Below are 24,512 nucleotides of genomic sequence, written 5' to 3'. Positions count from 1 at the left end.
TCTTTTTTATAAAAAAATAATGGGTCTCCCCACATTGCAATTTCTTCACTTGGTGCCTGACACCTTTATTTGTATTTGCATGATGGTTATATGGATACTATTTCTTCATCAACCACTTAGTAACGACTCTAGATTCATCATCCGTCAGAAGATGTCCTGGCATTTTATCGGACCCTTCGGTGATCATCTTAAATAATTCGTCTTCTGAGTATTTGCTGCTCATATTTAAAACAGATGGTCCGACAGCACCTTTCAAATTACCGCCATGACAGGCTGAACACTTATTTCCATAAAGCGTCTCTCCATCTAATACTTCCGTCTTATCCGCAGCCTTAGATGAACAGCCAGCCAATAATACAAGTGATAAGCCCAACACTGCCCAGATTTTTTTCATATAGATCCTCCATAATCATAGATAGAAAAGAACTGTTCCTAACATGATTATAAAGTGTATATAGCTGGAAATAGGGTTTGAAAGATGTAAGTTTTCGTACAATTGGTAAAGTGTGGGTCGGTGTGACAACCGTCTTCTTTTACCGTAGAAACTGTGATAATCCCTTTGGCAAATCTAAAAATGGCTTTTCAAGTAGATGACTGAGGATTTATAAAATCTAGAATAAGTTACTCTTTTCTAATTAACTTAATATGAATTGGTAATAAAAAACCGAAAGCGAGAAGAAAAACAATAATTGAAGCTAACCAATTCCATCCTTTAAATTTCAGATATCCAACATAGACCATCCCAAATTCTATTAAAAGTGCAATTAAAGTGAAATATAATGTCAATTTCCATTTATTATTCTTTGTAAGGTAATTTAAATAAAGTATTGCAAGTGAGGTTGGAATAAAGGTATAACTAAGAACATCCCCAATTCCAGCTTTATTCGGGTCCCCAATATCAAAAAGGTCGAGTTCCCTGGCTATTAGACCATCGCTAAACCAAGTAACAAACCCTACAATCCCAAATGTAATATAAATTTCTCTCCAAGAAATATGTTTTTTAGAGATTATTAGGACTGTTAGTGCAAATAAAATACTTGCCGTAACAGGAAACCATAATCCCTTTGCTCCTAAGTCTAAATTCACTATAAATTGCTGCATTTACCTTTTACCCCTTTAATTTTGTATGGTTATTTTTAGCTATTGGTAAGGGTTATATACTGCGTGAAATGTATATTTATTATGCAGAACCAGACCAGATTACCAAATCATTTACAGAATAATTAGAAGTCTTCTTTTTCTTGAAAAAAGGATAAATATGGTTATAATTAGTACCAGGTATTAGAACTAACTAACAATAAATAGAGGTGTAGTGAATGATAGGGGCAAGAATTACAGCTATAGGGACATATGTACCCGAAAGAAGATTAACAAATTTTGACCTTGAGCAAATGGTTGATACAAATAATGAGTGGATTATTCAAAGAACCGGAATTCACGAACGTAGAATAACCCGTCCTGATGAATTTACTAGCGACTTGTGTGTCTCTGCTGTAAAAGATTTAATGCAAAGATATAATAAAACAGTCGAAGATGTAGATATGATTATTGTGGCAACAAGCACACCGGATTTTCCATTTCCATCTGTCTCAAGTATCATACAGGGCCGATTGAAAATATCCCAAACAGGTGCCATTGATTTAAGTGCAGCATGTGCAGGATTTGTTTATGCATTGCATACAGCACACAGTTTAATTTCTTCTGGTCTCCACAAAAAGGTACTAGTCATTGGAGCAGATACAATCTCAAAAATTACAGATTATACCGATAGAAGTACATGTATTTTATTTGGTGATGGTGCTGGAGCGGTATTAGTTGAAAGGGATGAAAAATCAAAAAGTTTCATTGGATTCCATCTGGGAAGTGATGGAAGAGGAGCACAACATGTATATTGTTCTGGACTATCAAAAAGGGTCAATGAGATTGAGTTAATAGATACGCAATATCTAGTACAAAATGGTAGAGAAGTTTTTCGATGGGTTGTAAGGAATGTTCCCGATAGTATTAGACTGATTTTAGAAAAAACGCGAACGAGTTTAGATCAAGTTGATTGGTTTATACCTCACAGTGCTAACTTACGTTTGATAGAGCCAATTTGTGAAAAATTAGAATACCCAACGGAAAAAACTCTTTATAGCTTGATCAACTTTGGAAATACTTCTGCTGCTACAATTCCTTTAGCACTTGACCTTGGAATCCGTAATGGAAAAGTCAAAAATGGAGACCATGTTCTAATGTATGGTTTTGGAGCTGGTTTGGTTCATGCAGGTCAACTTTTACAAATAAATTTTGATCAACAAGTCACAGCGCCAACACCATTGTGAAGTCTTTTGACTATTACCTAGAAAAATGGTGACACTATTGAGGTTTTAATGTTGTTTTGTCGTTTTAAACAACAAGTTAGACCGGGAGACCAACCCCGTCTTGAGGTTGAAATCACCCGTGTAAAAGGAGCAATCGGGAGCATTCCTGTAACAAGGATCAGTGTTCAATTTGCTTTGTTATAATAAAGTTTCAAAAAGCGTGTCATGACGAAAGCACATGGCACGCTAATTTTTTTGAAGGTGTTTTAGAAAACAATGGGGAATAACCTATATAGGTTACAAATTTCAGAATAGGGAGGAAATTCCAATGAAGCCTCATGCATTACAATTGTATGATTATCACGTATGGGCAAATCAAAGAGTGTTTGAGCACTTAAAAGAACTGCCAAAGGATATTTACCATAAGGAGATTCAAAGTGTTTTTTCTTCCATATCAGAAGTGGTAGCGCATATTTATGCTACCGATACGATATGGTTATGGGTCATGTCCGGTGATAGTTTTGATGAAATCGCAAAATCAAGGACACAACTGAGGGAGTCAACAAAAGGAAAAGGTATAGATGAAATGCAGAGGATGTTCTTTAGCTTATCCGAGCGATATAAAGCATTTTTTGATCGTCAAGAGAACCTTGATCAATCCATTTCCCCAGAGCATCCTGCTTTTGGTCGGCTGGAAACCAATTTTTTTGAATTGGTTCAGCATGTTGTTAATCATGGAACGTATCATCGTGGGAATATAACAGCTATGTTGCGACAGTTAGGCTATTCTGGGGTTATGACTGATTATGTTGTTTATTTGTATGCAATGAATACCAAAAAATAGCATTTCTAACTGCCGATCATCCTTACTTATGTCAACTATATAGAAAATAAGAAATATGTTTCTTATTCCGTAATCGGGGCAGATTTGTTGAACAAGGATTAAACGGTTGAAATAAATTTGCCATCGGTTTTTCAACAAAATATAAACAGAGTAAGAGTAAAAGTCCAATTTTCTTAAGACGGAGCATGTCAAAGACCGTCACCTTAAAAGGTAACGGTCTCTTCAACAGCTTGAACTTCCGATTCATGTACCAGCTGCACATTAAATTTACTGTCCTTCTCTCTAATTTCCCAATAGCCGGAACTATATTTATAGATAACCATAAAAAGCTTCCCGTCATAACGTACAATTTCTGTATTCATCCAATACCACCCTTATAATTAGTTGATTGATACTATCTATATTCCATCATTCGCTAAATTATGACGGTAACTTTCGGAAAATATCAGGAATAGCCGAAAACTAACGATAAACATTGTCATAACGGTAATATTGGTGTCAGGCACCTTGTGAGACACTGAGCGTTTCGTTTACTTGGTTGTTGAGTTTTTTGATTTGTTGGACGATGTTGGTAATTTCTTGAACGGGTTGGAGTAGTTGGTTGTTTTTGAGGAAGGAGGGATCGAGCAGGCCGTTTTTTAGCTGCGCTAGGTATAGGTCAATTTGGGAAACTAAGCGGTTATTTTGTTCGATTAGCTGTTGATGAAACTCCCTAACCGTTTCTGGTGCATCCAGATTATTAAACTTTGAAATCTCCTGTTTCATTTGCTGGAGTTCCCTTTTTAATTCATCTGCTGCTTTTGGATTGTTGACAGCCCTTTTCACCAATGAGGGGGTGTCAGCGGCAAATTGGGTTACCTTGTCTAGATAATTAGAGGCATCTCTTGCATAGTCAAGCGTGTCGTACGAAAGGTTGAAGAAAGAACAGCCACTGAGAAGAAATAAGAGACCAACAGACAAACCAGTCAACCATTTTTTCATAGCTAAGACCTCCATTTACAGTTTGTGATCACATTCAAAAAAGCCCTCTTCTTCTTATGTATGTATTCTGCTCTGACCATAATATTCATGTGACATCAAGCACCAAGGAATAATATCAACCTTACCAACTCTAGCAAACAATTTCATAGAATTAAAATTTTCCCAAGTTCCGCCAAATTCTGAGGTACTTCGTTAAGATTTATAGCATAATTAGGGAATGTGGACTTTTCTTGCCAATTATCAACATAATCAACATAAAAAGTGTCGATATTTGATGATGAAAACAAGTTCCTTGAATACGCTTACAACTAGTAAACTTATTTCACAGGGAGTTTTTAATATAAGGGGTTATCGATCATGACGAATGAGGATCTATTTTTACAAATTGAAAATCTACGATTAAAAATGATAACAGTAGGGCTTTCCAAGGGCTTTACCTCAGCCGAAACGGTAAGACTTAGTGAAAGACTTGATAGATTAATTAACCTCCAAATGGGTTTAATAGAAGAACTAACAGCATAAGTATTTACATACATGAAGTTTTTTTCCCAACATCAAGAGATTGCAGAGAAGGTGAATCGTAATTTTCTAGTAAAAGAATTTACTAAAATGGCAGAGGGCTTTACCCTCTGCCTGTTTTTTCACATTTACCAATAAAGTAAAGATCAGCTTGCCATATTGAATTACGCCTCACCGATCTTCTTCTTTTTTTAATAATATGGGTAACCGCCATAATGCGGATAAGGTGCAGGGGATCCTCTCGTTAAGGCACCGGCTGTTAACCCACCGAGGAAGCCGCCTAAAAACGGTGAACCGAAGCCGCCATATCCATATCCATAACATGGATACCCCCCGTGATAGTATCCATGATGATGGTGATGATATCCTCCAGGATAGCCGCCATAGTAGCCTCCATGATACCCGCCATGTCCTCCAAACATGCGCATACATCTCCTTTTTTCTATATGTTTAAGTGGCAAGAATAGCTACATACTACCTGTAATGTATGCATGATAGATGTCCAGTGAATGGGCGGGCACCTGCCTAGATCGTATCTCTTTAATATTTTTGCAGTCGCAGCTTGTTGTGTAACCTATTTAAATGTTCCATCAGCTGCTCATACTCGCTTATCTCAATGTTACAGGCTTCAATTTTTTCGCCGACATTTTGGGTGATTGCTTGCTTTTGTTCATAGGCCTTCTTTTCTAAAAAAATAAAAACCCTTCTTTCATCCTCAGAGGAACGTTCCTTACGGAGCCAGCCGTTCCCCTCCATTCTTGCAATCATCGGCGTTAAGGTGCCGGTCCCAAGATTTAATCTTTCACCTAAGCCTTTCACCGTTACCCCATCTTTTTCCCATAAAGCCAAGAGGACTAAGTACTGCGGATAGGTTAATCCGAATGGTTGAAGTACGGTCGAATACAGTTTTGTAAATTCACTAGCTGTTTCATAGATGGCAAAACATAGTTGATTTTTTAACGTGAAGAAGTCTTTCAAATAATCACCTTTAAGAAAATAATTTTTTGATATCCTGCTCCATCCTGCTTGGATCGACAGTTGGGGCGTAACGGTCGACGACCTGGCCATTGGCATCGACTAGAAACTTTGTGAAATTCCATTTAATATTCCTTGAGAGAAGGCCCTTTTTCTGATCCTTTAAAAAAGTAAACAACGGATCTGCTTTTTCTCCGTTTACATCAACCTTAGCAAACATCGGAAAGGTTACACCGTAGTTCACCTGGCAAAATTGAGTGGTTTCGTCGATATCAGCAAATTCTTGGTTGTTGAATTGATCGCAGGGGAACCCTAAAATCTCAAGGCCTTGGTCTTTGTACTTTTCATTTAGTGCTTGAAGGCCTTTAAATTGTGGTGTAAAGCCACATTTGCTGGCTGTATTGACAATGATTAACGGTTTCCCCTCATATTCTTTCAATGACTTCATTTCGCCGTTAGGCATTTTTACATTAAAATCATAAACGGTTGTCATGTTTTTCCCTCCCAAAGTAAATTTAAATCGTGTACAATTTAATCGTACACGATTGATTGGGTTTTAGCAATTATTTTTGTCTTCGTTCTCTCGACTTTTTAATTTTCATGAATTTGGTCGGTGGTTGTTTACGAATCCACTTAATAAAGCTGGCAAGCTTTTCATCCGCTCTCAGTTCAGGTAATGTTGTCAGCCAGGCAGCGATTTCCTCATTGGTGTAGAGCGCGTGGATTTGCTTATGACAGGAAATGAAAAGGTTGGCGGTGGCCCCGAATGTTCCGCCCATTTCTTTCGGAAACAGGTGATGAACCGTCGTTTCCACTTGTTGCCGTCCGCAAAGTTCACAAGTCCCCATAGTTTTGTCCCTCCATTTATTTTGGTACTATTGTATACAAGAAGTTGTTATGGGATTCTAGTTTGGAAGAGGATAAGAGGAAGGAGTATTCCATGCGGTATTTATTTTTGTTAATCATCATCATACCAGCAGCTGATATAGGATTTTTGCTATTATCCGGTAAAACCATCGGTGTATGGCCCACGATATTGCTTATTATTATGACAGGAGTTATTGGCGCCTATTTAGCGAAAAGGGAAGGACTGCAAACGATTCGTAAGGTTCAAGAACAGTTGAGCCGCGGCCAGCTTCCTGGGGATGCACTTTTAGATGGCGTCTGCATTTTAATAGGAGCGACTTTTTTATTAACTCCAGGATTTATTACCGATATCGTTGGCTTTCTGATGCTTTTTCCGCCAACAAGGAAGTTATTTAAGTATTTAATTAGTTACTTTTTTAAAAAGAGGATCAACAGGAGTAATCGGAAAATTATTAAATAAAAAAAGGTTGTATACCCTATTGAAAAGGGATACAACCTTTTTTGCTATTTAACAGCTGTTTGAGGAACATAGCCTGTTAATTTACCATAGCTGATTCGATACCAGCCACGGCTTGTGGAAAGAATGGTAACGGTTTGGTTTTTCTTTATTGTCCCGATTATTTTTGCTTTAGATGAAGCAGAGGTACGTACGTGTAATAATGAAACCAATACTTTACCTGTTTTCGCCTTTTTGACTTCAAAAGCAGCTGTGGCAGAAGATTTGTTATTGCTTGTATCCATCGTAATGATCACTGCTGTATATTTTCCGTTTGCATAAGAATTGGTGCTGTAATCCACCTTAACCGCACCAGCTTTCGTTAAGGCATCCTTTTTCAAATACGTAAGGATTTTTCCTTTGCTGTCTTTAATATAGACCGTTAGTTTCGAGGTCTCATTGGTGTTAAAAGTAAGTGAAGCTTTGTTATTCGTGTTATCCACTGTTGTTTTTACACTGCTGATCTTTGGAGCTGTTGTATCTCTTACAGGGACAATTTTCTTTACTTCAAATGTTGGCAACGTGGATGATCGATTATTCGAACCATCCATCGCAATAATGCCTGCGTAATATTTACCATTTGCTAGAGTAGAGGTATTGAACTCTTTGTTAATTGTTCCAGGTTCAGTTAAAGCATCTTGAGATAAATAGGTTAGAATTTTTCCGGTGCTATCTTTGATATAAACGGAAATTTTCGCCTTTTCATTCGTTTTAAAAGAAATGACAGCCTTGCTTTTTGCATTATCGACATTGACACTCACAGCACTTATTTGTGGAGCTGTCGTGTCTGCTGGAGGAGTTTCAATTACGATAGGTATAGTCGTTGGAACTTCTGCTTGATCGATCGGTTCCGGTGAAGGTTGTGCGACCGATTGAGGTCGATCCGTGTATTCTTTTGTTAAAGTTGTGCCATCATAATAGAACGCAAGAATTTCGTTATAATTTTGACCTGCATCTGCACGATTTTTCGCACCCCATTGACTTAAACCCACCCCATGGCCATCACCAAGTCCGGAAACCGTGATGTTGTCGGATGTTTGAGTAATATTAGAAACTAAATAACTCAACATGGTGCGAATGCCAACCATCGCGCGTATTTGCGTAGCAGATACGTTTTTGTACTCAATTTTTTGTGGTAGAAATTTACCATATTGGTCTACTTGATCTTTTGTGAAAAATTCAATTGTAATATCCCCTTTTGATACACGACCACCAGAGGTAGGTGTATTTAAAGACAAAATAGGGATGGCAGTTATCTTAATTTCTTTCCCTGTATAACCGTGTGTAAGCATCCAGGATTTTATCGAGGTAGTGATTGTGGGATCAAATTCTTTCATTTGATCCCATGATTGGATCGTTGGATCGATTTGCTGTGTTTTTACAGAATACTTCCATGCTGTTTTGGCATCAAATTCGTCAGTTTTGATCGTCAAATAAGAAACAGGCAACGTTCCCCATACATTTGCATTAGACTCTGTTTTCCCTCCATTACTTGCAGAGAAAACAGCACTAATCAAGCGTCCATTTGATTTTAAAACTTCACCTTTCGTTTCATCTACAGCTGCTGTGCTGTTAGGGTGCCAGGCGTAGCCTCCGTAAACTTGATAATTGATCGTGTCATCCATCACTCTATTTAAATAGGATAGCGCATAGGTCCTAGCAGCGACTGCCTGAGATTTTAATGCTTCTTTATTCCAGCCTGCCATCATTTCAAAAGGTACAACACCCTTTAAATAATCTTCTATAAAAACCTCATTAATGGGCCGGACATATTTTGAATTCTCAGGGATAAGCCGAAATGAACCTAAATAGGGACGATTGTTAATGGTTAAATAGTTTGTTTCTAATGAAGGGATTAGGTTTACGGAATCACTTTGAATAAGAGTGGTTGAACCTTCTAATAATATGATTCTATTATTATCATATTTGACCACATAAGAAGTCCCATTTGTTAAACGTAGATTGGACCCTTGGACAAGATAATCCCCCGTAGGCTTAATGGTTAATTGTGTTTGGTTTCCTATATAATTGACCAATTTAACCTGCAATTTTGGTTCAATCGTATCTGCCGATGCACCTGAAATAAAAAGATTAAATAGTAAGAAAAAGGAAAGAAAACTTACTACTATTCTATTCAATTATTCTCCTCCGCTCATAAATAATATATTTACTTACAAAATCATACTTTATTAGAATTATAGTTTACAATGGAAGATTATGGGAAAATGAATTGGCAATCTGTATAATTTTTTGCTGTGAGAATCCGGTTGGATTTCCGCGTCAACAGAATATAAAACAACAATGAGCACACAAAAAACCAGTCTGACATAAATTAAGTTAAGAAATCCAATTGTAGAGGATGTTCAACCATGTCATTTAATCCCCCAGTCAAGATTGATACCGTAAGCGGCGGGATCGTGCAATTTGGAGGCGCCTTGTTTGTTTCTCCTAAAAGTGCTTCAAAAGCCGCAATTGGCGCCGGGTCTGATAATACAGGTGTGCACATTTTAACCATTAGCGGAGTTAGTGCAACAAATGCTCCTGATTGCGATGTCATTGACCAGCCAATCGTTCAGGATGCTTAACTTAACAGACAGAGGCTGTCATGATTCCATGACAGCCTCTGTTTCTATGTTTAACAAGTTAAAATACCATGGAAATAATTTGACAATGTGAATAGACCTGATTCTTGCTTTATTAAAAATAAGTATCATTATAGGAAAATAGTCAGATATAATATCTATTATTTAGATAGAAGTTTTTGGGGGGAGCATCTTGGAAGTCATCTTTGTTTTTACGCTCATCATCCTTTTTTTGATTATAGTAGGTAAATATTATCACCGACATGAAAAAAAGCAGAAGCATTGGCATGGCAGATTGGAAAAGGTATCTATTCCCAGAATCATGCACTACTTTCGTGAAAAAACAAAAAATCAAAGACATTAAAAAAAGTATAAATTTCGACTTAGAGAATTGTCCAGCTCCAGCGCCTAGCCCCTTGAGGTCACAAGCCAAGCCGTCCAAAAGGTTAAAAAGCAACCTTGCGGCCGGCTCGTCTTGTGTTTGGCTACAGAAAGCTATCGCTTTCTGTACGCATTAAGGGCGACTAGTCTTTGATCCTGCTTTCGCTGGCCAGTCGACAAGTCGCCCTATATCGGGGCTGACCAAGGCGCTTGCGCTTTTCTTAATATGTCCCTTCCTTTACCACTTCCGGGACAGTCATTTGCTGCTTCTGTGTTAAAAAGAAAAAGACCCCAGCCAGCACGAGCAGTCCGCCGACGATTTGCCAGCCTGCTAGATGTTCGTGCAACAAGAAAAACGCTAATATCGTAGCCCCAACGGGTTCTCCTAAGATACTCATCGAAATCGTAGTCGCATTTACATAGTTTAATAGCCAGTTATTAATGACATGGCTGACGGTTGGAACCGTTGCGAGCAATAGAAAAATGCCCCATTCCTTTGCCGGGTAGCCGATAACCTCAACTCCAGTTGAAAGATTATAAATGGTAAGCACAATAGCCGCGGAGAAAAAGACGCAAAAGCTATATAGCCAATGAGAAACCTTTTTTACTGTCGTCTGACCAATTAATAGGTAACCGACAACAGAGATCACGCTAAAAAAGGAGAGGATATCCCCCATAATTGCACCTTTACTCAGAGCAAAGTCACCCCAGCCAATCATCATCGCGCCAATAATGGCAATGCCCATTGTCAGCAAGGCTGACAGAGTGGTGCGTTCCTTATATAAAAAGAATCCACCAACTAAAGAAACAATCGGCTGCAATGCCAGAATAATAGTGGAACTTGCGACCGTCGTTAATTTTAATGAACCAAACCAGAGAACAAAGTGAAACGCCAAAAAGAGGCCTGAAAAAAATAGAAAATACCAATCTTTTTTAACGATTTTTTTAAATTCATGACGTTTTTTCCAAACGATTGGCAGCATTAAGATACTGGCAAACCACATCCGGTACATACTGAGAATGGAGGCCGGCGCGTCTGACCACTTCACAAAAATAGCCGAAAACGAAATCGCAATAATCGAAATCGTCAGCGGCAGGGCAATCGATCGTGAACCTTTCTGTTTCATGTAGTCCTCCTATATGCGTAACTAATGTCAAACTTCTTCCTATTATACTCGTGTTTTTTTTCTGTCTCAACGTCTTTCCAAAAAGTCACTATTTATATATAGGTAAATCAATAGATATTTGGAATTCCAGCGTTTTCTTTAAGGATAAGGTTTCTCCACATATTTTTGTTATTTATTGATCTTTTCATGCATAATAATCACATGGACACTTAAGGGAAGATGTGATCACATGAAATTAAAATATCTTGTCATAACCCTTTTATTAATCGCTCAAAGCTGTTCCATAAGCTCGAAAATTGGTGCAAGGAATACTGGTGCCCAGACCCAAAAAGTTCAGGAAAAGATTCAAGCCTATCTGCTTTCCAAACATGTCAATGGGAGCATTGCTGTAGTGAAGAAAAATAAGGTGATTTTTAACGAGGGAATTGGTTTAGCCAATCGAGCTACTGGGAGAATGAACCTGCCTTCTACGACTTTTCCCATTGGATCCGTCACTAAGGTGATTGTAGCAGCCTGTATTTTGCAGCTTCAGGAAAAGGGAAAGCTGAGCACGGAGGATTCTATATCAACGTTTATTCCTAACTTCCCAAATGGCAGCCGTATTAAACTAATCCATTTATTAAACCATACGTCGGGAATAGAAGAGAATCTATTCTTCCATGGAAAATCAAAAGATATGCTGAAAGGGATTAGCGTTAAATTTCCTGCCGGTAAGAAGTGGGATTACAATGATATCAATTATTTCGTGTTAGGACTAGTCGTTGAAAAAGCATCAGGAGAATCACTGCATAACTATATCCAAAAGAATATTTTTGACAAAGCTTCGATGCAGCATTCCGGATTTATGACGCAAAACAGGCCGGTGCCCTATAATTCGAAAGGTTATATAAAGACGGGGGATTATGCGCTGCCAGTCAATATACTAAATTTGTCCAAGCTATTCGGTTGTGGGGATATCTATTCCACGGCTCTTGATCTATGCTTGTTTGATGAGGCATTACTAAGCGGGAAGCTCCTTACTGAACGGAGTTTACAGGAAATGCTGACACCTGGATCCCCATCAAAGTATGGAGAGGGTGTCTACATTTCCGACAATCAGGTTTATAGCAGGGGCGTAGTTGGCGGCTGGGAAACGCTGCATGTATTTTTTAAGGATCAAACTATTATGGCGATTTTGCTTAATGTTCGTGATAAGAACATCAATATTCATCAGCTTTCAAGTGATATAAAGAATATTATTCACTAAAACGATTAGCTGCATTGATTGATGAATTGCCGGAGCGGGAAAAACTGATCCTATCACTTATTTATTCAGGAAGGGTCTTAATATTTAAGTTAGTGGGGCATAGGTGCCCCTATTTTTTTAGTACTTGTATTTATTTTACAAAATTTTTGGTAATATAGATGTAGTTTGCAAGAAGATATAGAATTTAGAAAGTTTTAGAAAGCTGAAACAAAGGAGAGATCATATGGCAGTGTTAGTAACAGGCGGAGCCGGATATATCGGCAGCCATACATGTATAGAACTATTAAATGCCGGCCATGAAATTATCATCGTTGACAACTATTCAAACAGTAAACCGGAATCCTTAGAAAGAGTAAAAGAGCTTTCAGGTAAGGATTTTGCTTTTTGTGAGGTGGATTTGCTTGACCGGATTGGCCTTGAGAAGGTCTTTGCGGAAAATCAAATTGAAGCGGTCATTCACTTTGCAGGTTTAAAGGCGGTGGGTGAATCGGTATCGATCCCACTTCACTATTACCATAATAATATCACTGGAACACTGATTCTCTGTGAAGTCATGAAGCAGTATGGTGTCAAAAATCTGGTCTTTAGTTCTTCAGCAACCGTATACGGAATGCCGGAGCGGGTGCCGATTTCAGAGGACTTTCCGCTAGGGGCAACCAACCCATATGGCCGGACTAAGCTGATGATTGAAGAGATTTTACGTGACTTGTATGTGTCTGATCCAGAATGGAGTATTGCGTTATTACGCTATTTCAATCCGATTGGGGCTCACGTTAGCGGCAGAATCGGCGAAGACCCGAATGGAATACCTAACAATTTAATGCCGTTCATTACCCAGGTAGCAGTCGGCAAGTTAAAGCAATTACAAGTGTTTGGCAGTGATTACCCAACCGTCGATGGGACAGGTGTCCGCGATTATATTCATGTCGTCGATTTAGCCATTGGCCATTTAAAGGCGCTTGAAAAAATACTTCCTGCAACAGGTGTGGAGGCTTATAATCTTGGAACGGGTACAGGCTATAGTGTGCTTGAGATTGTCGCTGCTTTTGAAAAGGCTTCTGGCGTCGATATACCTTATAAGATAGTTGACCGCAGACCAGGAGATGTTGCTGTTTGTTACGCTGACGCATCCAAAGCAAAAAATGAGCTTGGCTGGACGGCTTCAAAGGGAATTACGGAAATGTGTGAGGATTCTTGGAGATGGCAGAAAAATAATCCGAATGGGTATGAAAACTAATACGTATAAAAGCCAGAGACCGGACCCAAGATAGGGTGGTGTTTTATGTTAATAAAAATAGATGATTTAACGGGGCCTGAAGTCGGAATATTGATTAGAGAGCATCTACATAGTATGACATTGAATTCACCGCCTGAGAGTATTCACGCCCTAGGTCTTGAAAAGCTGCGAAGTCCAGAGATTACCTTATGGAGTGCATGGGAAGGTAAGGAGTTACTTGGATGCGGCGCACTGAAAGAATTGGATAACCAGCATGGTGAAGTCAAATCGATGCGGACGTCGTCGCAGCATTTGAGAAAGGGTGTTGCGAGACGAATGCTTCAGCATATTATTGATGAAGCTAAGCGGCGCGGCTATCGACGCTTAAGTCTGGAAACAGGATCAATGGCTGCTTTTGAGCCGGCTAGAAGTCTGTATGCTAGTTTTGGTTTCCGATATTGTAAGCCGTTTGCGGATTATCTCGACGACCCCAATAGTGTTTTTATGATGTTGGAATTATAGAAAAAAAGCCCGATTTTTTTGGAATCGGGCTTTTTCTTATTCTACTTCTACCTTTTTCACTTCTGCCTTAGCCGGGTAAACGCCTTTTGACTCGATAAAACGCTGAATTCGTTTAAGTGCTTCCTGGAGATGTTCCATGGAAGCGGCGTAACTGCAGCGGATATAGCCTTCACCACTTTCACCAAAAACATGCCCCGGTACGACAGCGACTTTCTCCTGCATTAACAGTTCCTCGGCAAATTGTTCAGAGCTTAAGCCGGTTGAGCGAATCGATGGAAATACATAGAAGGCGCCGCCGGGATTGTGGCAATCGAGACCCATTTTGTTCAAGGTCTGCACCATATAATTCCGTCTTCGGCGATAGCTGTTTCTCATCGAGATCACTTCATCGTACGTATTGCGTAGGGCCTCAATTGCGCCGTGTTGAAGCATATGCGGTGCGCACATGGTAGTATATTGGTGGATTTTTAACATTACCTCCACAAACTCGACGGGTCCTGCAAGGAAACCTAATCTCCAGCCCGTCATCGCAAACCCTTTGGAAAAGCCGTTGATTAGAATGGTCCGCTCATACATGCCTTCGATGGAGGCAACACTACAAAATTCCTCATCATAGGAAAGCTCGGCATAAATTTCATCCGAGACCACAAGTAAGTCGTGCTTCTTGATAATGTCGGCGATTTCAATTAGCTCATTTTTCGTTAACATACTGCCAGTCGGATTGTTTGGCGAGCATAGTAAAATGGCTTTTGTGTTTGGGGTAATCGCAGCTTCGATTTGTTCCGGTGTTACCTTAAAGCCGTTTTCCGGAGAGGTGGAAACAGGAACAGGATTCCCCCCGGCAATCGCCACTAATGGACCATAGGAGACAAAGGCAGGTTCGACAATTAAAACCTCATCGCCTTGGTTTAAAATAGCGCGAAAGGCAAGGTCGATCCCCTGGCTTGCTCCGATCGTTACGATTACTTGGTTTTTAGGATTATATGCTACACCGAACCTTGTGACTAAATAGTTCGTGATTTCTTCCCGTAATTCGAGCAGACCTGCATTTGCTGTGTAAGAGGTATAGCCTTCCTCGAGTGATAAAATGGTCGCTTCGCGAATGCTCCATGGGGTGGTGAAGTCTGGTTCACCGACACCTAGTGAAATAACCCCTTCCATGCTTGCGGCAAGGTCGAAAAACTTTCTAATCCCGGAAGGCTGCAGTTCTTTGGCTGTTTGGGATAGATAGTGAGCATGCTCATGCCTCATGGTGTAACCACCATCCTGCGGTCTTTATCATCATTCTCACTTTTAAAAACAACGCCGTCATGTTTGTATTTTTTTAGCATGAAATGGGTGGTTGTTGAGATGACGTTTTCAATCGTCGATAATTTTTCTGAGACAAATTGAGAAATTTGGATCATCGATTTTCCTTCGACGGTGACGGAAAGGTCGTAGGCACCGGACATGAGGTAAAGGGATGATACCTCAGGGAATCGGGCGATTCGTTGGGCTACTTCATCAAAACCGACCCCGCGTTTTGGTGTTACTTTCACGTCGATCATCGCCACGACGTGTTCTTGGCCCTCGACTTTGCTCCAGTCAATTAAGGTTGGGTAGCTGATGATAATTTGTGATTGTTCTAATTTTTCGATGGTGGCCTTAACGGTTTCTTCGCTGCACATGGCCATTAAGGCGATGGATTCTATAGGTAATTTGTTATTTTCTTCAATGATTTTTAAGATTTCAATTTCCTCACTGCTAAGATGCATGTGGATGTCCTCCTATTTCTTTGAGCGTTAATTATTGCCAGCTTCAGCACCTAGAAAAAAATGAACTACTTTTTTCCCTGACCAAGGCGCTTGCGCTTTTCTCACTTATTGATGATTTTAATCCTATTTGCGATGTCTGTCACGTGATGTTGAAAAAAATTTTGTATTTTTCTGAAAGAGTGAAAAGAAAGAACGAGGAAAGTGATCTCAATAATGAGCTTTCCTGAGGCTAATTCATCATTTTTTTAATGAAAACGTCCTCAAGCTAAATTAGTAAAATCTAATTAAGAAATTGGAGTATAATAGGAAATAGATTCTATCAACAGGAGTAGTGAACTTTGGAAAAACAAACTAGCAAATATAGATGGGTCGTTTTTGCCTCGGTCTTGTTTACGTATTTTTTAATCGTCAGCCAGCGGACAGCACCGGGCTTAATTTCTGACCAATTAATGAAAGACTTCAATTTAACCGCGGCAACGATTGGATTGCTGACAAGCATACAATTTTTAGCCTATGCCGGCTTTCAAATCCCAATTGGAATTTTATCTGACCGGTTTGGGCCGAATTTCTTCCTTATCATCGGTGCCTTGCTGAACGGGATTGGTACCCTAATTTACAGTCTCGCACCGAATGCGTTTTTCCTCCTTGTGGCGAGATTATTGGCAGGATTAGGAGATGCCACCATTTGGGTCAACCTCGTCTTGATTTTAAGCCAATGGTTTAAAGTAAGAGAATTCGTCGGTTTACTCGGAATCGCTGGAATGGCCGGAAGCTTTGGTTTCCTGCTTGCAACTGTTCCTTTTTCAGCATGGATTTCTTTATCAGGCTGGCGCACGCCCTTTTTTATAACAGGGATCGTTCTAGTTTTAAGCGCCGTGCTGCTATACTTTGTCCTCGAAAAAAAATCGAAGCAGTTATTTAAAAATGATACTGTGAAAGTGAAACAAAAGAAACCACGCGAAAAAACAATCGTCGTCCTGCGGCGTATTTTTTCAAGCCGTCAGGCCTGGGCTGCCTTCTTTTGTCATTTTGGATTAGTGGGGACCTACGTGGGATTCATCGGTTCTTGGGCGGTTCCTTATGGAATGCATGTGTATGATATGACACGGTCGCAATCAAGTCAGCTTGTGATGATCGGTTTAATCGGTGCCCTCGTTGGCGCACCGCTGACAAGCTGGATCTCAAGCAGGCTCGATTCGATAAAGCGTCCGTTTATCGTGGTACATGTGATTGCATTTGTCAGCTGGCTTGTTTTATTTTTTAGCGGCAAACCGCCATACTATATGCTCGTCATTATCTTTTTACTGATTGGCTATGGGAATGGTTCGAGCTCGTTAACGTTTGCAATCGTGAGAAATTCATTTGAGATGAAGGAAGTCGGTGTCGTTTCGGGCTTCGCCAATACTGGGGGCTTTTTAAGTGCGGTTCTCCTGCCAAGTATTTTTGGGAAAGTATTAGACCATTTCCATACATCTTCCGCAAGTGTTGGGTATCATAATGGATTTATGATTCCAGTTATTTTCTCGCTTCTCGGGCTAATCGGGGGAATTTTTGTTAAAGAAGAACGCCAGGAAGCAAAGCAGCCAAGTGAAATAACGGCATAAAAAAGAGTCCGGATTCGGACTCTTTTTTTACATCCAGCTCCAGCGTCTTATGACCTCGAGGGGCTAGGAAAAAATGAACTACTTTTTTCCCTGTTCAAGGCGCTTGCGCTTTTGTTCAAAGATAAAAAAGTATAAATTTCGACTTCGAGAATTGTCCAGCTCCAGGCGCCATCGGCTCGAGGTCACAAGCTTATCCAGTTGCGGATCCTTGGGACTTGAGTCATAAGCCGCCCCCTGACGAAGGCAAAAACCGCCTTCTTACAGTGTGCGTCTTAGCCTAGAGTCCCAGAACAGTCGCCTCCACATTTAGATCAATCCGTCCAAAAGGTTAAAGAACAACCTTTCGGCCGGCTCGTCTTGTGCTTGTCGCCGATAGACGGGCGCCTTGCGCTTTTCTTATTAGAACTGCAAGAATGCTAATTGAATAAAGAACAATACTGCAAACACATAAAGTAATGGATGAATCTCGCGCCATTTCCCTTTCACCAATTTTAAAATGGGAAAACTGATAAACCCGAGCGCAATTCCAGTTGAAATACTGGAGGTCAGCGGCATACTTAATACCGTAAGGAAGGCCGGGAAAGCTTCATCTAGTTCATTCCAATTAATTTTGGCGATACTGCCCATCATTAAACTACCGACAATAATCAACGCTGGCGCTGTAATCGCAGCAATTCCGGACACGGCACTAACAAGTGGGCCGAAGAAAGCTGACACCAAAAATAAAACCGCCACTGTAACGGAGGTTAAACCAGTCCGTCCGCCCGCCGCAACACCGGAGGTCGATTCAATAAAAGCAGTTGTCGGGCTGGTCCCAAAAATAGACCCGACCATTGTTGCAATTGAATCAGAGAGGAGGGCCTGTCTGGCACGCGGCAGCTTGTCGCCCTTCATTAACCCTGCTTGATTGGCTACCCCGATCATCGTTCCCGTTGTATCAAAAATCGTCACAAGAATAAACGAAAAGACCACGGCATAAAGACTGTGCCCGATGACATTGCCGAATGCTGTGATAGGATTTCCGATCATCAGCCCTTCCGGAAGGGATGGCAGCGACATTAGTCCTTTATCGAAGGAAAGCTGACCTGTAAAATAAGCAATCACCCCGGTAACAATCATCCCGAAAAACAATGCCCCGTTGACTCTAAGAACCATTAAAATCAATGTAACAGCCAACCCAACTATTGCTAAAAGGGCTGACGAAGAATGCAGGTCACCCAAACCCACTAAATTAGAAGGATGAGCGGTAATAATTTTGGTTTGACGCAGGCCGATAAATGCGATAAATAAACCAATTCCAGCCGTAATTCCGTGCTTTAAATTTTCTGGAATCGCCTCAATCAATTTTTCACGAAACGGTGTTAATGATAAGATGACAAAAATAATTCCGGCTACGAACACAGCGGCGAAGGCGGTTTGATAGCTAATCCCCTGGTGGCCGCCGACGACTGAATAAGCAAAGTAGGCGTTCAAACCCATTCCCGGTGCGATGGCAATGGGGTAATTAGCGAAAAGCCCCATCCATAGGGTTCCCACTAAGGCAGCGATGATGGTGGCGGAAAATACCTGTTCAAATGGTACACCAGCATCGGCTAGAATGACAGGATTGACGACCACGATATAGACCATAGTGAAAAAGGTCGTAATCCCAGCCATTAGTTCTGTTTTTGTATTAGTATGATTTTCTTTCAATCTAAACATTAGAATCCTCCAAATTACGAACGATTTTTAGCAACTTTACTATAATATTCGTTTTTATCGCGACTATCAATAGGTAATCCTTATTTTTTCCTATTTTTCTAAGACTGAATAAGGCTATTGTCCAAAAAATACATAGTTGGCAAAAGAAAAGCCCCTCATCATGTTGATGAAGGACCATTCCCGAAAATTATTCAGCAATAATAAACGTGTCGGTAATACCTGCCCGCTTCAGCTCGTCTAAACGATCTTCAGCATTTTCGCGGTTGGCATAGGCCCCTGCTTGTACACGATACCAGGTTTGTCCGGAAATCGTGACGGTTGTCACAAATGAATCAATGCCCTTAGAGGAAAGGTAGGCTACCCGCTCATCAGCATTTTCTCTTGCTTGAAACGATCCGGCAATGACCTTGTATAGGGTGCCTGTCCCAGGATCGGCCGGTTTTCTTTTAAGATTAAATGCTAGAGCGATCCCGTTGGCATGGCCTTGGGCGACGTTTTGACGCCAGCTAGATTGCTTCATTAAAGCAGCATCATGGGAATTATCGATAAAACCATTTTCCGATAAAAGGGCCGCCATGTTAGATTCACGTAAGACGTGAAAGTTGGCTTTTTTCTGGCCGCGGTCTTTTAATTGATTTAACTTGATGACTTCAGCATGAATGATATCCTGATACTTTGATGAGGTGGATGTGTCTGAAAGGCCGCTGTAAATAAAATCTTCATATCCCTCTGCAGAGCCTCCTCCAGCATTGATGTGAATCGCCAGATAATAGTCTGCACCCCAACTGTTTGCCTCATTGGTTCTTTCGCTCAAGCTTTTCGTGATATCTGTTGTGCGGCTCATTTTTATTTCAATATCTTGAAAGTTATTGAGTAAGATGGCCCGCAATTTAAGAGCAATATCTAAGGTTACGTCTTTTTCGTTTAAACCACTCCATTGGGCCCCGGGGTCATTACCACCATGACCTGGATCCAAATAAAGTTTCATCTTATCTCCTCCTTATAAAAATGTTCCTACAAATTATTGTATGGGATAAGCTGTCAACGGGCCTGTACATTTGCCATAAAACGCAATAAAAGCCAACCACAATAGGTTGACTTTTACTAAATTCAGGATATTTTTTTGCGGATTGACCGTTTCATTGTTCCTGCCTCCTGGCAACAAGTTCTCATTCAGTTAGGCTATTTAAATTTTCAAAACTTAAGTTTTTATTAAATTTGACAAACATGGCTTTTTAAAATAATTCAGAATATAAAAATTGGTTAAAAATATTAATTGACGTTGAGTGGGGATGTGTTATATATTTTATCATATCAATGTTAGGAAATATAACATGGAGGTGTTTCCATGAAAAAAATAGAGGCAATCATCAGGCCCGAAAGGCTCACTGAGACAATTAAGGGGTTAAAGAGTATCGGCATCACAGGTTTTACGGTTTCTCAGGTAGTGGGAAGAGGAAAACAAAAGGATACAAAAGGTGTGTATCGCGGGAAAAATTATCAAGTGACGCTGCACCCTAAAGTGAAATTAGAAATTGTTCTTTCCGATTATTTAGTTGAATCTACGATTCAGACGGTTGTAAAGGCTGCGCAGACTGGAGAAGAAGGCGATGGGAAAATCTATGTCTATCCAATTCTAGAAGCCTATAACATTCGCACAGGAAAATTTGATGATGATATTGACGATTTAGTAAACCGGGAGGAGGGACTATAATGATACTGACGTATATCAATACAGTTTGGATTGTTTTGGCAGCGGCAATGGTCTTGTTTATGGAGGGTGGATTTAGCTTACTGGAGGCCGGTTTTGTCCGGACGAAAAACGCGGTGAATGTGACGATGAAAATTTTCGTTGACCTAACGATTGGAGCCTTGGCGTTTTGGATGGTTGGATTTGGCGTTATGTTCGGGAAAGATGCCTTTGGATTCATCGGAACGAACTTGTTTGGAAGTCCTGAAAAAATCCAACTTGCCGTTCATTTGCCTAGTACTGCCTTTGTTCTTTTTCAAATGGGTTTTGCGGTTGCCAGCATATCGATTATTTCAGGTGCAGTCGCCGAACGCATGAATTTCAAAGCTTATGTGGTGACGGCAGCACTCATCTGTATTGTGATTTATCCTCTTTCCGGCCACTGGATCTGGAATAGTGACGGCTGGTTAGCCAAGCTTGGGATGAAGGATTTTTCAGGATCAGCAGCAATCCATGCGGTTGGCGGCTTTGCGGCGTTGGCGATGGCTAAATGGCTCGGGCCAAGGAAGGGCCGGTTTAATTCGGATGGCAGCGTAAATGTATTTGCGCCAAGTAACATCCCATTAGCTTCGGCAGGAGCCTTTATTCTTTGGTTTGGCTGGTTTGCTTTTAATGCAGGCAGTACATTGGATGCATCGAGTCCCGTGCTTGCACCGGTTGCGATTAATACGATGCTTGCTGGAGCGAGTGGAGGAACAGCTGCCTTATTTTTAACGATGAAAAAATTCGGTAAAGCGGACCCGAGTATGACGATTAATGGTGTGTTAGCAGGATTGGTTGCCATTACGGCAGGGTGTGCGTATGTTTCCGAATGGTCCTCGGTTATAATTGGGGCGGTTAGCGGCATTTTGGTCATATATGCTACGCTTTTTGTTGATTATTTAAAGGTAGATGATCCAGTTGGCGCGGTGGCTGTTCATGGTTTTGGCGGGATATTTGGAACGATTGCGGTTGGATTGTTTGATAAAACGGACGGTTTATTGACAACTGGTCATGTTTCACTCATCCTTGTTCAGCTATTAGGCGCGGTTGTTGTAATGGCTTGGGGTTTAATTGGCGGGACGTTTATGTCGAAGGTATGCGAGAAGACGGTTGGACTCCGCGCTACTGAGCGAGAAGAAGAAGAGGGCTTAGATATGTCCTACCATGGTATTCCGGCGTATAACGAGTTGGAGCGGTTTACGGATATACCGGCAAGCTTATTCAATTTTGAAGAGACGACGGGGATTACGGTGGCTCCGCCCTCTACTACTAAAGTAAAAACTGGGGATTCATTTTAAGAAGAAGGCTGGATTCACTGGGATCCGGCCTTTTTTTGATTGAGAGGTAATTATTGTTAATACCTCAATGTGAGCTGTTTTTTTTGAATAATGTTATAATAGAAAAGGTTTTTAATTCTAGCTAAGGGGAAATGAATATGATTCTCGTCGTTGGCGGAGCTGGTTACATTGGTAGCCATCTCGTAAAGGAATTAGTAGAAAAAGAGGATGTTGTTGTGCTGGACAATCTATCAACTGGCCATCGTGAAGCGGTTGATAAGCGTGCCATTTTTGTTAAAGGGGACCTCGGTAATGAGGAAGACCTGCAAATGGTGTTCAGAAGTTATCCTATTAAAGCCGTTATGCACTTTGCTGCTTATAGCTTGGTCGGAGAGTCTGTTATTGACCCATTGAAATATTATGAAAATAATGTGGCTTCTACCTTAACATTGTTAAAAGTTATGATTAAATTTAAAGTGAAAAACTTTATTTTTTCTTCCACTGCTGCTACATATGGTATTCCTGATGTGAAGCTAATTGATGAAGAGAGCAAGACTGCTCCGATTAATCCTTATGGACAATCTAAGTTAATGGTTGAGCAAATGCTGGCTGATTTTTCAAAATCGTATGGATTGAATTATGTCGTGCTGCGTTACTTTAATGCTGCAGGTGCCCATCAATCTGCGGCCATTGGCGAGAGTCATGACCCGGAAACACATTTAATTCCGATTATTCTACAGCAGTTGTTAGGGACTCGGGAAAAAATCTCTGTGTTTGGCTCTGATTATGACACTGAGGATGGTACATGCATCCGCGATTATATCCATGTCACCGATTTAGCACATGCTCATATTCTTGCCTTGGAAGCTTTATTATCAGGGGAGAAATCCGCTGAAACGTATAATTTAGGCAACGGTCTAGGCTATTCTGTTAAAGAAGTCATTGAGACTTGCGAACGAGTTACGGGGATTAAGGCGAATGTAGAAATGGCGGACCGCCGTGCCGGGGATCCTGCTAGATTAGTAGCTTCTTCTAATAAAATTTTTACTGAGCTAGGCTGGAAAGCAGAGCGTCATCTTGAGAAAATTATTGCCGATGCCTGGAAATGGCATCAGAATCAACTATATTAATTTAGTGAAAAAGCATTGCCCCATTTTTAACGGTGCATTGCTTTTTTTAGTTTTACCGTTTCTGGTATTAGGAGATTGCTGGTTATTGATGGCTGTAGTAGTTTAGGTTACTCTTATGAAAGAGACCTGAGGATTATTTATCAGCGAACCGATTACGTTTGAGGAGTTTCAGGTATCCTTAGATTGTTAAGAGAATTGTGGAAGAATACACCTAATGGAGTCCGTCAATGAATTGGGTGATTGAGTACTATTTTATGATATAATTAATGCAGTCAATTTTTGGAGAATAGCTAAAAATATTGTTAGCATATATACATATGTTAAAAATGAAGGAGCGATAGCTGTGAAAAAAGTTCGTAAAGCGATTATCCCGGCTGCTGGGCTGGGGACACGTTTTTTACCAGCGACTAAAGCCATGCCTAAAGAAATGCTGCCGATCGTGGATAAGCCAACGATACAATATATTGTGGAAGAAGCGATTGCTTCAGGGATTGAGGATATTATTATCGTAACGGGTAAAGGGAAACGTGCGATTGAGGATCACTTTGATTTTGCCCCTGAGCTTGAGAAAAATTTAATGGAAAAAGAAAAATGGGATTTATTAAGTAAGGTCAACTATACTTCCAATCTTGCGGATATTCACTATATTCGTCAGAAGGAGCCTAAGGGGCTGGGTCATGCCGTATGGTGTGCGCGAAACTTTATTGGCGATGAACCATTTGCAGTGCTGCTGGGTGATGATATTGTGCAAAGTGATACGCCATGTTTAAAGCAACTGATCGATCAGTATGAAGCGACGTTCTCCTCCATCATCGGGGTTCAGCATGTACCACAGGATGAGACACACCGATATGGCATTGTGGACCCGTTTGAGCAGGAAGGCAGACGTTATCAGGTTAAACATTTTGTTGAAAAGCCAGCACCGGGAACAGCTCCTTCTAATCTTGCGATAATGGGGAGATATATTTTAACTCCTGAGATCTTTTTGTATCTTGATCAGCAGGAAGCAGGTGCAGGCGGTGAAATCCAGTTAACGGATGCGATTCATAAGCTCAACCAAATTCAACGCGTGTTTGCTTATGACTTTGAAGGAAAACGGTTTGATGTCGGTGAAAAAATCGGCTTCGTCAAAACGACCGTCGAATTCGCCTTGCAGCAAGAAGAACTCCAAGACGAACTTATTCAATTCCTAAAAGAACTCATCAAAGAACACGAAAACAATCCGGAAATCAACATCCAGGAAGTGTAAAAGGTG

27 protein-coding genes and 1 pseudogene are annotated in these 24,512 nt (G+C 40.5%); 14 read left to right on the top strand and 14 right to left on the bottom strand.

Annotated features, from left to right (window positions below; translation table 11 throughout):
- Positions 1-97: 97 nt before the first annotated feature.
- Both AAHB15_RS27160 and AAHB15_RS27155 read right to left on the bottom strand, forming a co-directional pair.
- Positions 98-394: a c-type cytochrome gene (locus AAHB15_RS27160; protein ID WP_342043697.1), complete on the bottom strand. Its 297-nt coding sequence runs from the start codon at positions 392-394 to the stop codon at positions 98-100.
- Positions 395-621: 227 nt separating this feature from the next.
- On the bottom strand, positions 622-1,101 hold the full coding sequence (locus AAHB15_RS27155; protein WP_335575559.1) for a hypothetical protein: 480 nt from the start codon (positions 1,099-1,101) through the stop codon (positions 622-624).
- Positions 1,102-1,316: 215 nt separating this feature from the next.
- On the opposite strand from AAHB15_RS27155, the gene AAHB15_RS27150 reads away from it, so the two are divergent.
- The 3 genes and pseudogenes from AAHB15_RS27150 (at position 1,317) to AAHB15_RS27140 (ending at position 3,147) form a co-directional block, all read left to right on the top strand.
- Positions 1,317-2,324, top strand: coding sequence for a ketoacyl-ACP synthase III (locus AAHB15_RS27150; protein ID WP_342043696.1), 1,008 nt, complete (start codon positions 1,317-1,319; stop codon positions 2,322-2,324).
- 57 nt (positions 2,325-2,381) lie between these two features.
- Positions 2,382-2,462, top strand: a pseudogene (locus AAHB15_RS27145) (3-hydroxyacyl-ACP dehydratase FabZ); the annotation flags it as partial.
- Between the two features lie 169 nt (positions 2,463-2,631).
- Entirely contained in the window at positions 2,632-3,147 is a 516-nt protein-coding gene (locus AAHB15_RS27140; RefSeq protein ID WP_335575557.1) for a DinB family protein, read from the top strand.
- 203 nt (positions 3,148-3,350) lie between these two features.
- Here AAHB15_RS27140 and AAHB15_RS27135 read toward each other — a convergent pair whose 3' ends face one another.
- Together AAHB15_RS27135 and AAHB15_RS27130 are read right to left on the bottom strand one after the other, a co-directional pair.
- Entirely contained in the window at positions 3,351-3,509 is a 159-nt protein-coding gene (locus AAHB15_RS27135) for a hypothetical protein (protein WP_251567022.1), read from the bottom strand.
- A 136-nt stretch (positions 3,510-3,645) separates the two neighbouring features.
- Positions 3,646-4,128: a DUF6376 family protein gene (locus tag AAHB15_RS27130; RefSeq protein ID WP_335575555.1), complete on the bottom strand. Its 483-nt coding sequence runs from the start codon at positions 4,126-4,128 to the stop codon at positions 3,646-3,648.
- A gap of 357 nt (positions 4,129-4,485) precedes the next feature.
- Between AAHB15_RS27130 and AAHB15_RS27125 the strand changes: the two genes are divergently transcribed.
- Positions 4,486-4,650: an aspartyl-phosphate phosphatase Spo0E family protein gene (locus AAHB15_RS27125; protein WP_098531386.1), complete on the top strand. Its 165-nt coding sequence runs from the start codon at positions 4,486-4,488 to the stop codon at positions 4,648-4,650.
- A gap of 188 nt (positions 4,651-4,838) precedes the next feature.
- Here the strand turns inward: AAHB15_RS27125 and AAHB15_RS27120 are convergent, their stop codons facing one another.
- From AAHB15_RS27120 to AAHB15_RS27105, 4 genes are all read right to left on the bottom strand, one after another.
- Positions 4,839-5,069, bottom strand: a complete 231-nt coding sequence (locus AAHB15_RS27120) for a hypothetical protein (RefSeq protein WP_342043693.1) — start codon at positions 5,067-5,069, stop codon at positions 4,839-4,841.
- Positions 5,070-5,187: 118 nt separating this feature from the next.
- Positions 5,188-5,625, bottom strand: a complete 438-nt coding sequence (locus AAHB15_RS27115; protein WP_335575553.1) for a MarR family winged helix-turn-helix transcriptional regulator — start codon at positions 5,623-5,625, stop codon at positions 5,188-5,190.
- Positions 5,626-5,635: 10 nt separating this feature from the next.
- On the bottom strand, positions 5,636-6,115 hold the full coding sequence (locus AAHB15_RS27110; protein WP_335575552.1) for a glutathione peroxidase: 480 nt from the start codon (positions 6,113-6,115) through the stop codon (positions 5,636-5,638).
- A gap of 70 nt (positions 6,116-6,185) precedes the next feature.
- Positions 6,186-6,470, bottom strand: coding sequence for an HNH endonuclease (locus AAHB15_RS27105; RefSeq protein ID WP_342043692.1), 285 nt, complete (start codon positions 6,468-6,470; stop codon positions 6,186-6,188).
- Between the two features lie 92 nt (positions 6,471-6,562).
- On the opposite strand from AAHB15_RS27105, the gene AAHB15_RS27100 reads away from it, so the two are divergent.
- A complete protein-coding gene (locus AAHB15_RS27100; RefSeq protein WP_335575550.1) occupies positions 6,563-6,949 on the top strand; it encodes an FxsA family protein in 387 nt (128 codons plus the stop codon).
- A 44-nt stretch (positions 6,950-6,993) separates the two neighbouring features.
- Here the strand turns inward: AAHB15_RS27100 and AAHB15_RS27095 are convergent, their stop codons facing one another.
- A complete protein-coding gene (locus AAHB15_RS27095) occupies positions 6,994-9,123 on the bottom strand; it encodes a SpoIID/LytB domain-containing protein (protein WP_342043690.1) in 2,130 nt (709 codons plus the stop codon).
- Between the two features lie 231 nt (positions 9,124-9,354).
- Here AAHB15_RS27095 and AAHB15_RS27090 point away from each other — a divergent pair, with 231 nt between their 5' ends.
- Complete coding sequence (locus AAHB15_RS27090; protein WP_335575548.1) at positions 9,355-9,570, top strand: spore germination protein; 216 nt, start codon at positions 9,355-9,357, stop codon at positions 9,568-9,570.
- Between the two features lie 599 nt (positions 9,571-10,169).
- On the opposite strand, the gene AAHB15_RS27085 is transcribed toward AAHB15_RS27090, so the two are convergent.
- Positions 10,170-11,075, bottom strand: a complete 906-nt coding sequence (locus AAHB15_RS27085) for a DMT family transporter (protein ID WP_342043688.1) — start codon at positions 11,073-11,075, stop codon at positions 10,170-10,172.
- Between the two features lie 229 nt (positions 11,076-11,304).
- Here AAHB15_RS27085 and AAHB15_RS27080 point away from each other — a divergent pair, with 229 nt between their 5' ends.
- From AAHB15_RS27080 to AAHB15_RS27070, 3 genes are all read left to right on the top strand, one after another.
- Positions 11,305-12,321 (top strand): serine hydrolase domain-containing protein, encoded by a 1,017-nt coding sequence (locus tag AAHB15_RS27080; protein WP_335575021.1) that lies wholly within the window; start codon positions 11,305-11,307, stop codon positions 12,319-12,321.
- Between the two features lie 223 nt (positions 12,322-12,544).
- Positions 12,545-13,558, top strand: a complete 1,014-nt coding sequence (gene galE / locus AAHB15_RS27075) for a UDP-glucose 4-epimerase GalE (protein ID WP_335575022.1) — start codon at positions 12,545-12,547, stop codon at positions 13,556-13,558.
- Between the two features lie 45 nt (positions 13,559-13,603).
- Positions 13,604-14,059, top strand: a complete 456-nt coding sequence (locus AAHB15_RS27070; protein WP_335575023.1) for a GNAT family N-acetyltransferase — start codon at positions 13,604-13,606, stop codon at positions 14,057-14,059.
- A 36-nt stretch (positions 14,060-14,095) separates the two neighbouring features.
- Here AAHB15_RS27070 and AAHB15_RS27065 read toward each other — a convergent pair whose 3' ends face one another.
- Together AAHB15_RS27065 and AAHB15_RS27060 are read right to left on the bottom strand one after the other, a co-directional pair.
- Positions 14,096-15,310 (bottom strand): aminotransferase, encoded by a 1,215-nt coding sequence (locus AAHB15_RS27065; protein ID WP_335575024.1) that lies wholly within the window; start codon positions 15,308-15,310, stop codon positions 14,096-14,098.
- Complete coding sequence (locus AAHB15_RS27060; protein ID WP_144565483.1) at positions 15,307-15,813, bottom strand: Lrp/AsnC family transcriptional regulator; 507 nt, start codon at positions 15,811-15,813, stop codon at positions 15,307-15,309. The genes AAHB15_RS27065 and AAHB15_RS27060 overlap by 4 nt, the downstream gene beginning before the upstream one ends.
- A 338-nt stretch (positions 15,814-16,151) precedes the next feature.
- Here AAHB15_RS27060 and AAHB15_RS27055 point away from each other — a divergent pair, with 338 nt between their 5' ends.
- Entirely contained in the window at positions 16,152-17,417 is a 1,266-nt protein-coding gene (locus AAHB15_RS27055) for an MFS transporter (protein WP_335575025.1), read from the top strand.
- Between the two features lie 399 nt (positions 17,418-17,816).
- Here AAHB15_RS27055 and AAHB15_RS27050 read toward each other — a convergent pair whose 3' ends face one another.
- Entirely contained in the window at positions 17,817-19,118 is a 1,302-nt protein-coding gene (locus AAHB15_RS27050) for an NCS2 family permease (protein ID WP_342043685.1), read from the bottom strand.
- Between the two features lie 187 nt (positions 19,119-19,305).
- Positions 19,306-20,106 carry an N-acetylmuramoyl-L-alanine amidase gene (locus AAHB15_RS27045; RefSeq protein WP_335572467.1) on the bottom strand — a complete coding sequence of 267 codons (801 nt, stop codon included), beginning with the start codon at positions 20,104-20,106 and terminating at the stop codon, positions 19,306-19,308.
- Between the two features lie 360 nt (positions 20,107-20,466).
- On the opposite strand from AAHB15_RS27045, the gene AAHB15_RS27040 reads away from it, so the two are divergent.
- The 4 genes from AAHB15_RS27040 to galU all read left to right on the top strand — a co-directional run bounded on the left by AAHB15_RS27040 (position 20,467) and on the right by galU (position 24,506).
- A complete protein-coding gene (locus AAHB15_RS27040; protein WP_098529033.1) occupies positions 20,467-20,832 on the top strand; it encodes a P-II family nitrogen regulator in 366 nt (121 codons plus the stop codon).
- Positions 20,832-22,148, top strand: coding sequence for an ammonium transporter (locus tag AAHB15_RS27035; protein WP_335572466.1), 1,317 nt, complete (start codon positions 20,832-20,834; stop codon positions 22,146-22,148). Before AAHB15_RS27040 ends, AAHB15_RS27035 begins: the two co-directional genes overlap by 1 nt.
- 137 nt (positions 22,149-22,285) lie before the next feature.
- Positions 22,286-23,257, top strand: a complete 972-nt coding sequence (gene galE, locus AAHB15_RS27030) for a UDP-glucose 4-epimerase GalE (RefSeq protein ID WP_335572465.1) — start codon at positions 22,286-22,288, stop codon at positions 23,255-23,257.
- 343 nt (positions 23,258-23,600) lie between these two features.
- A complete protein-coding gene (gene galU, locus AAHB15_RS27025) occupies positions 23,601-24,506 on the top strand; it encodes a UTP--glucose-1-phosphate uridylyltransferase GalU (protein ID WP_335572464.1) in 906 nt (301 codons plus the stop codon).
- The last annotated feature ends 6 nt before the right edge of the window (positions 24,507-24,512 follow it).

This window comes from Bacillus sp. OTU2372 (assembly GCF_038440275.1).
Taxonomy (GTDB): Bacteria; Bacillota; Bacilli; order Bacillales; family Cytobacillaceae; genus Neobacillus; species Neobacillus bataviensis_B.
Note: the sequence above shows the minus strand (reverse complement) of the source record. Positions and strands in the feature narration are given on the sequence as shown.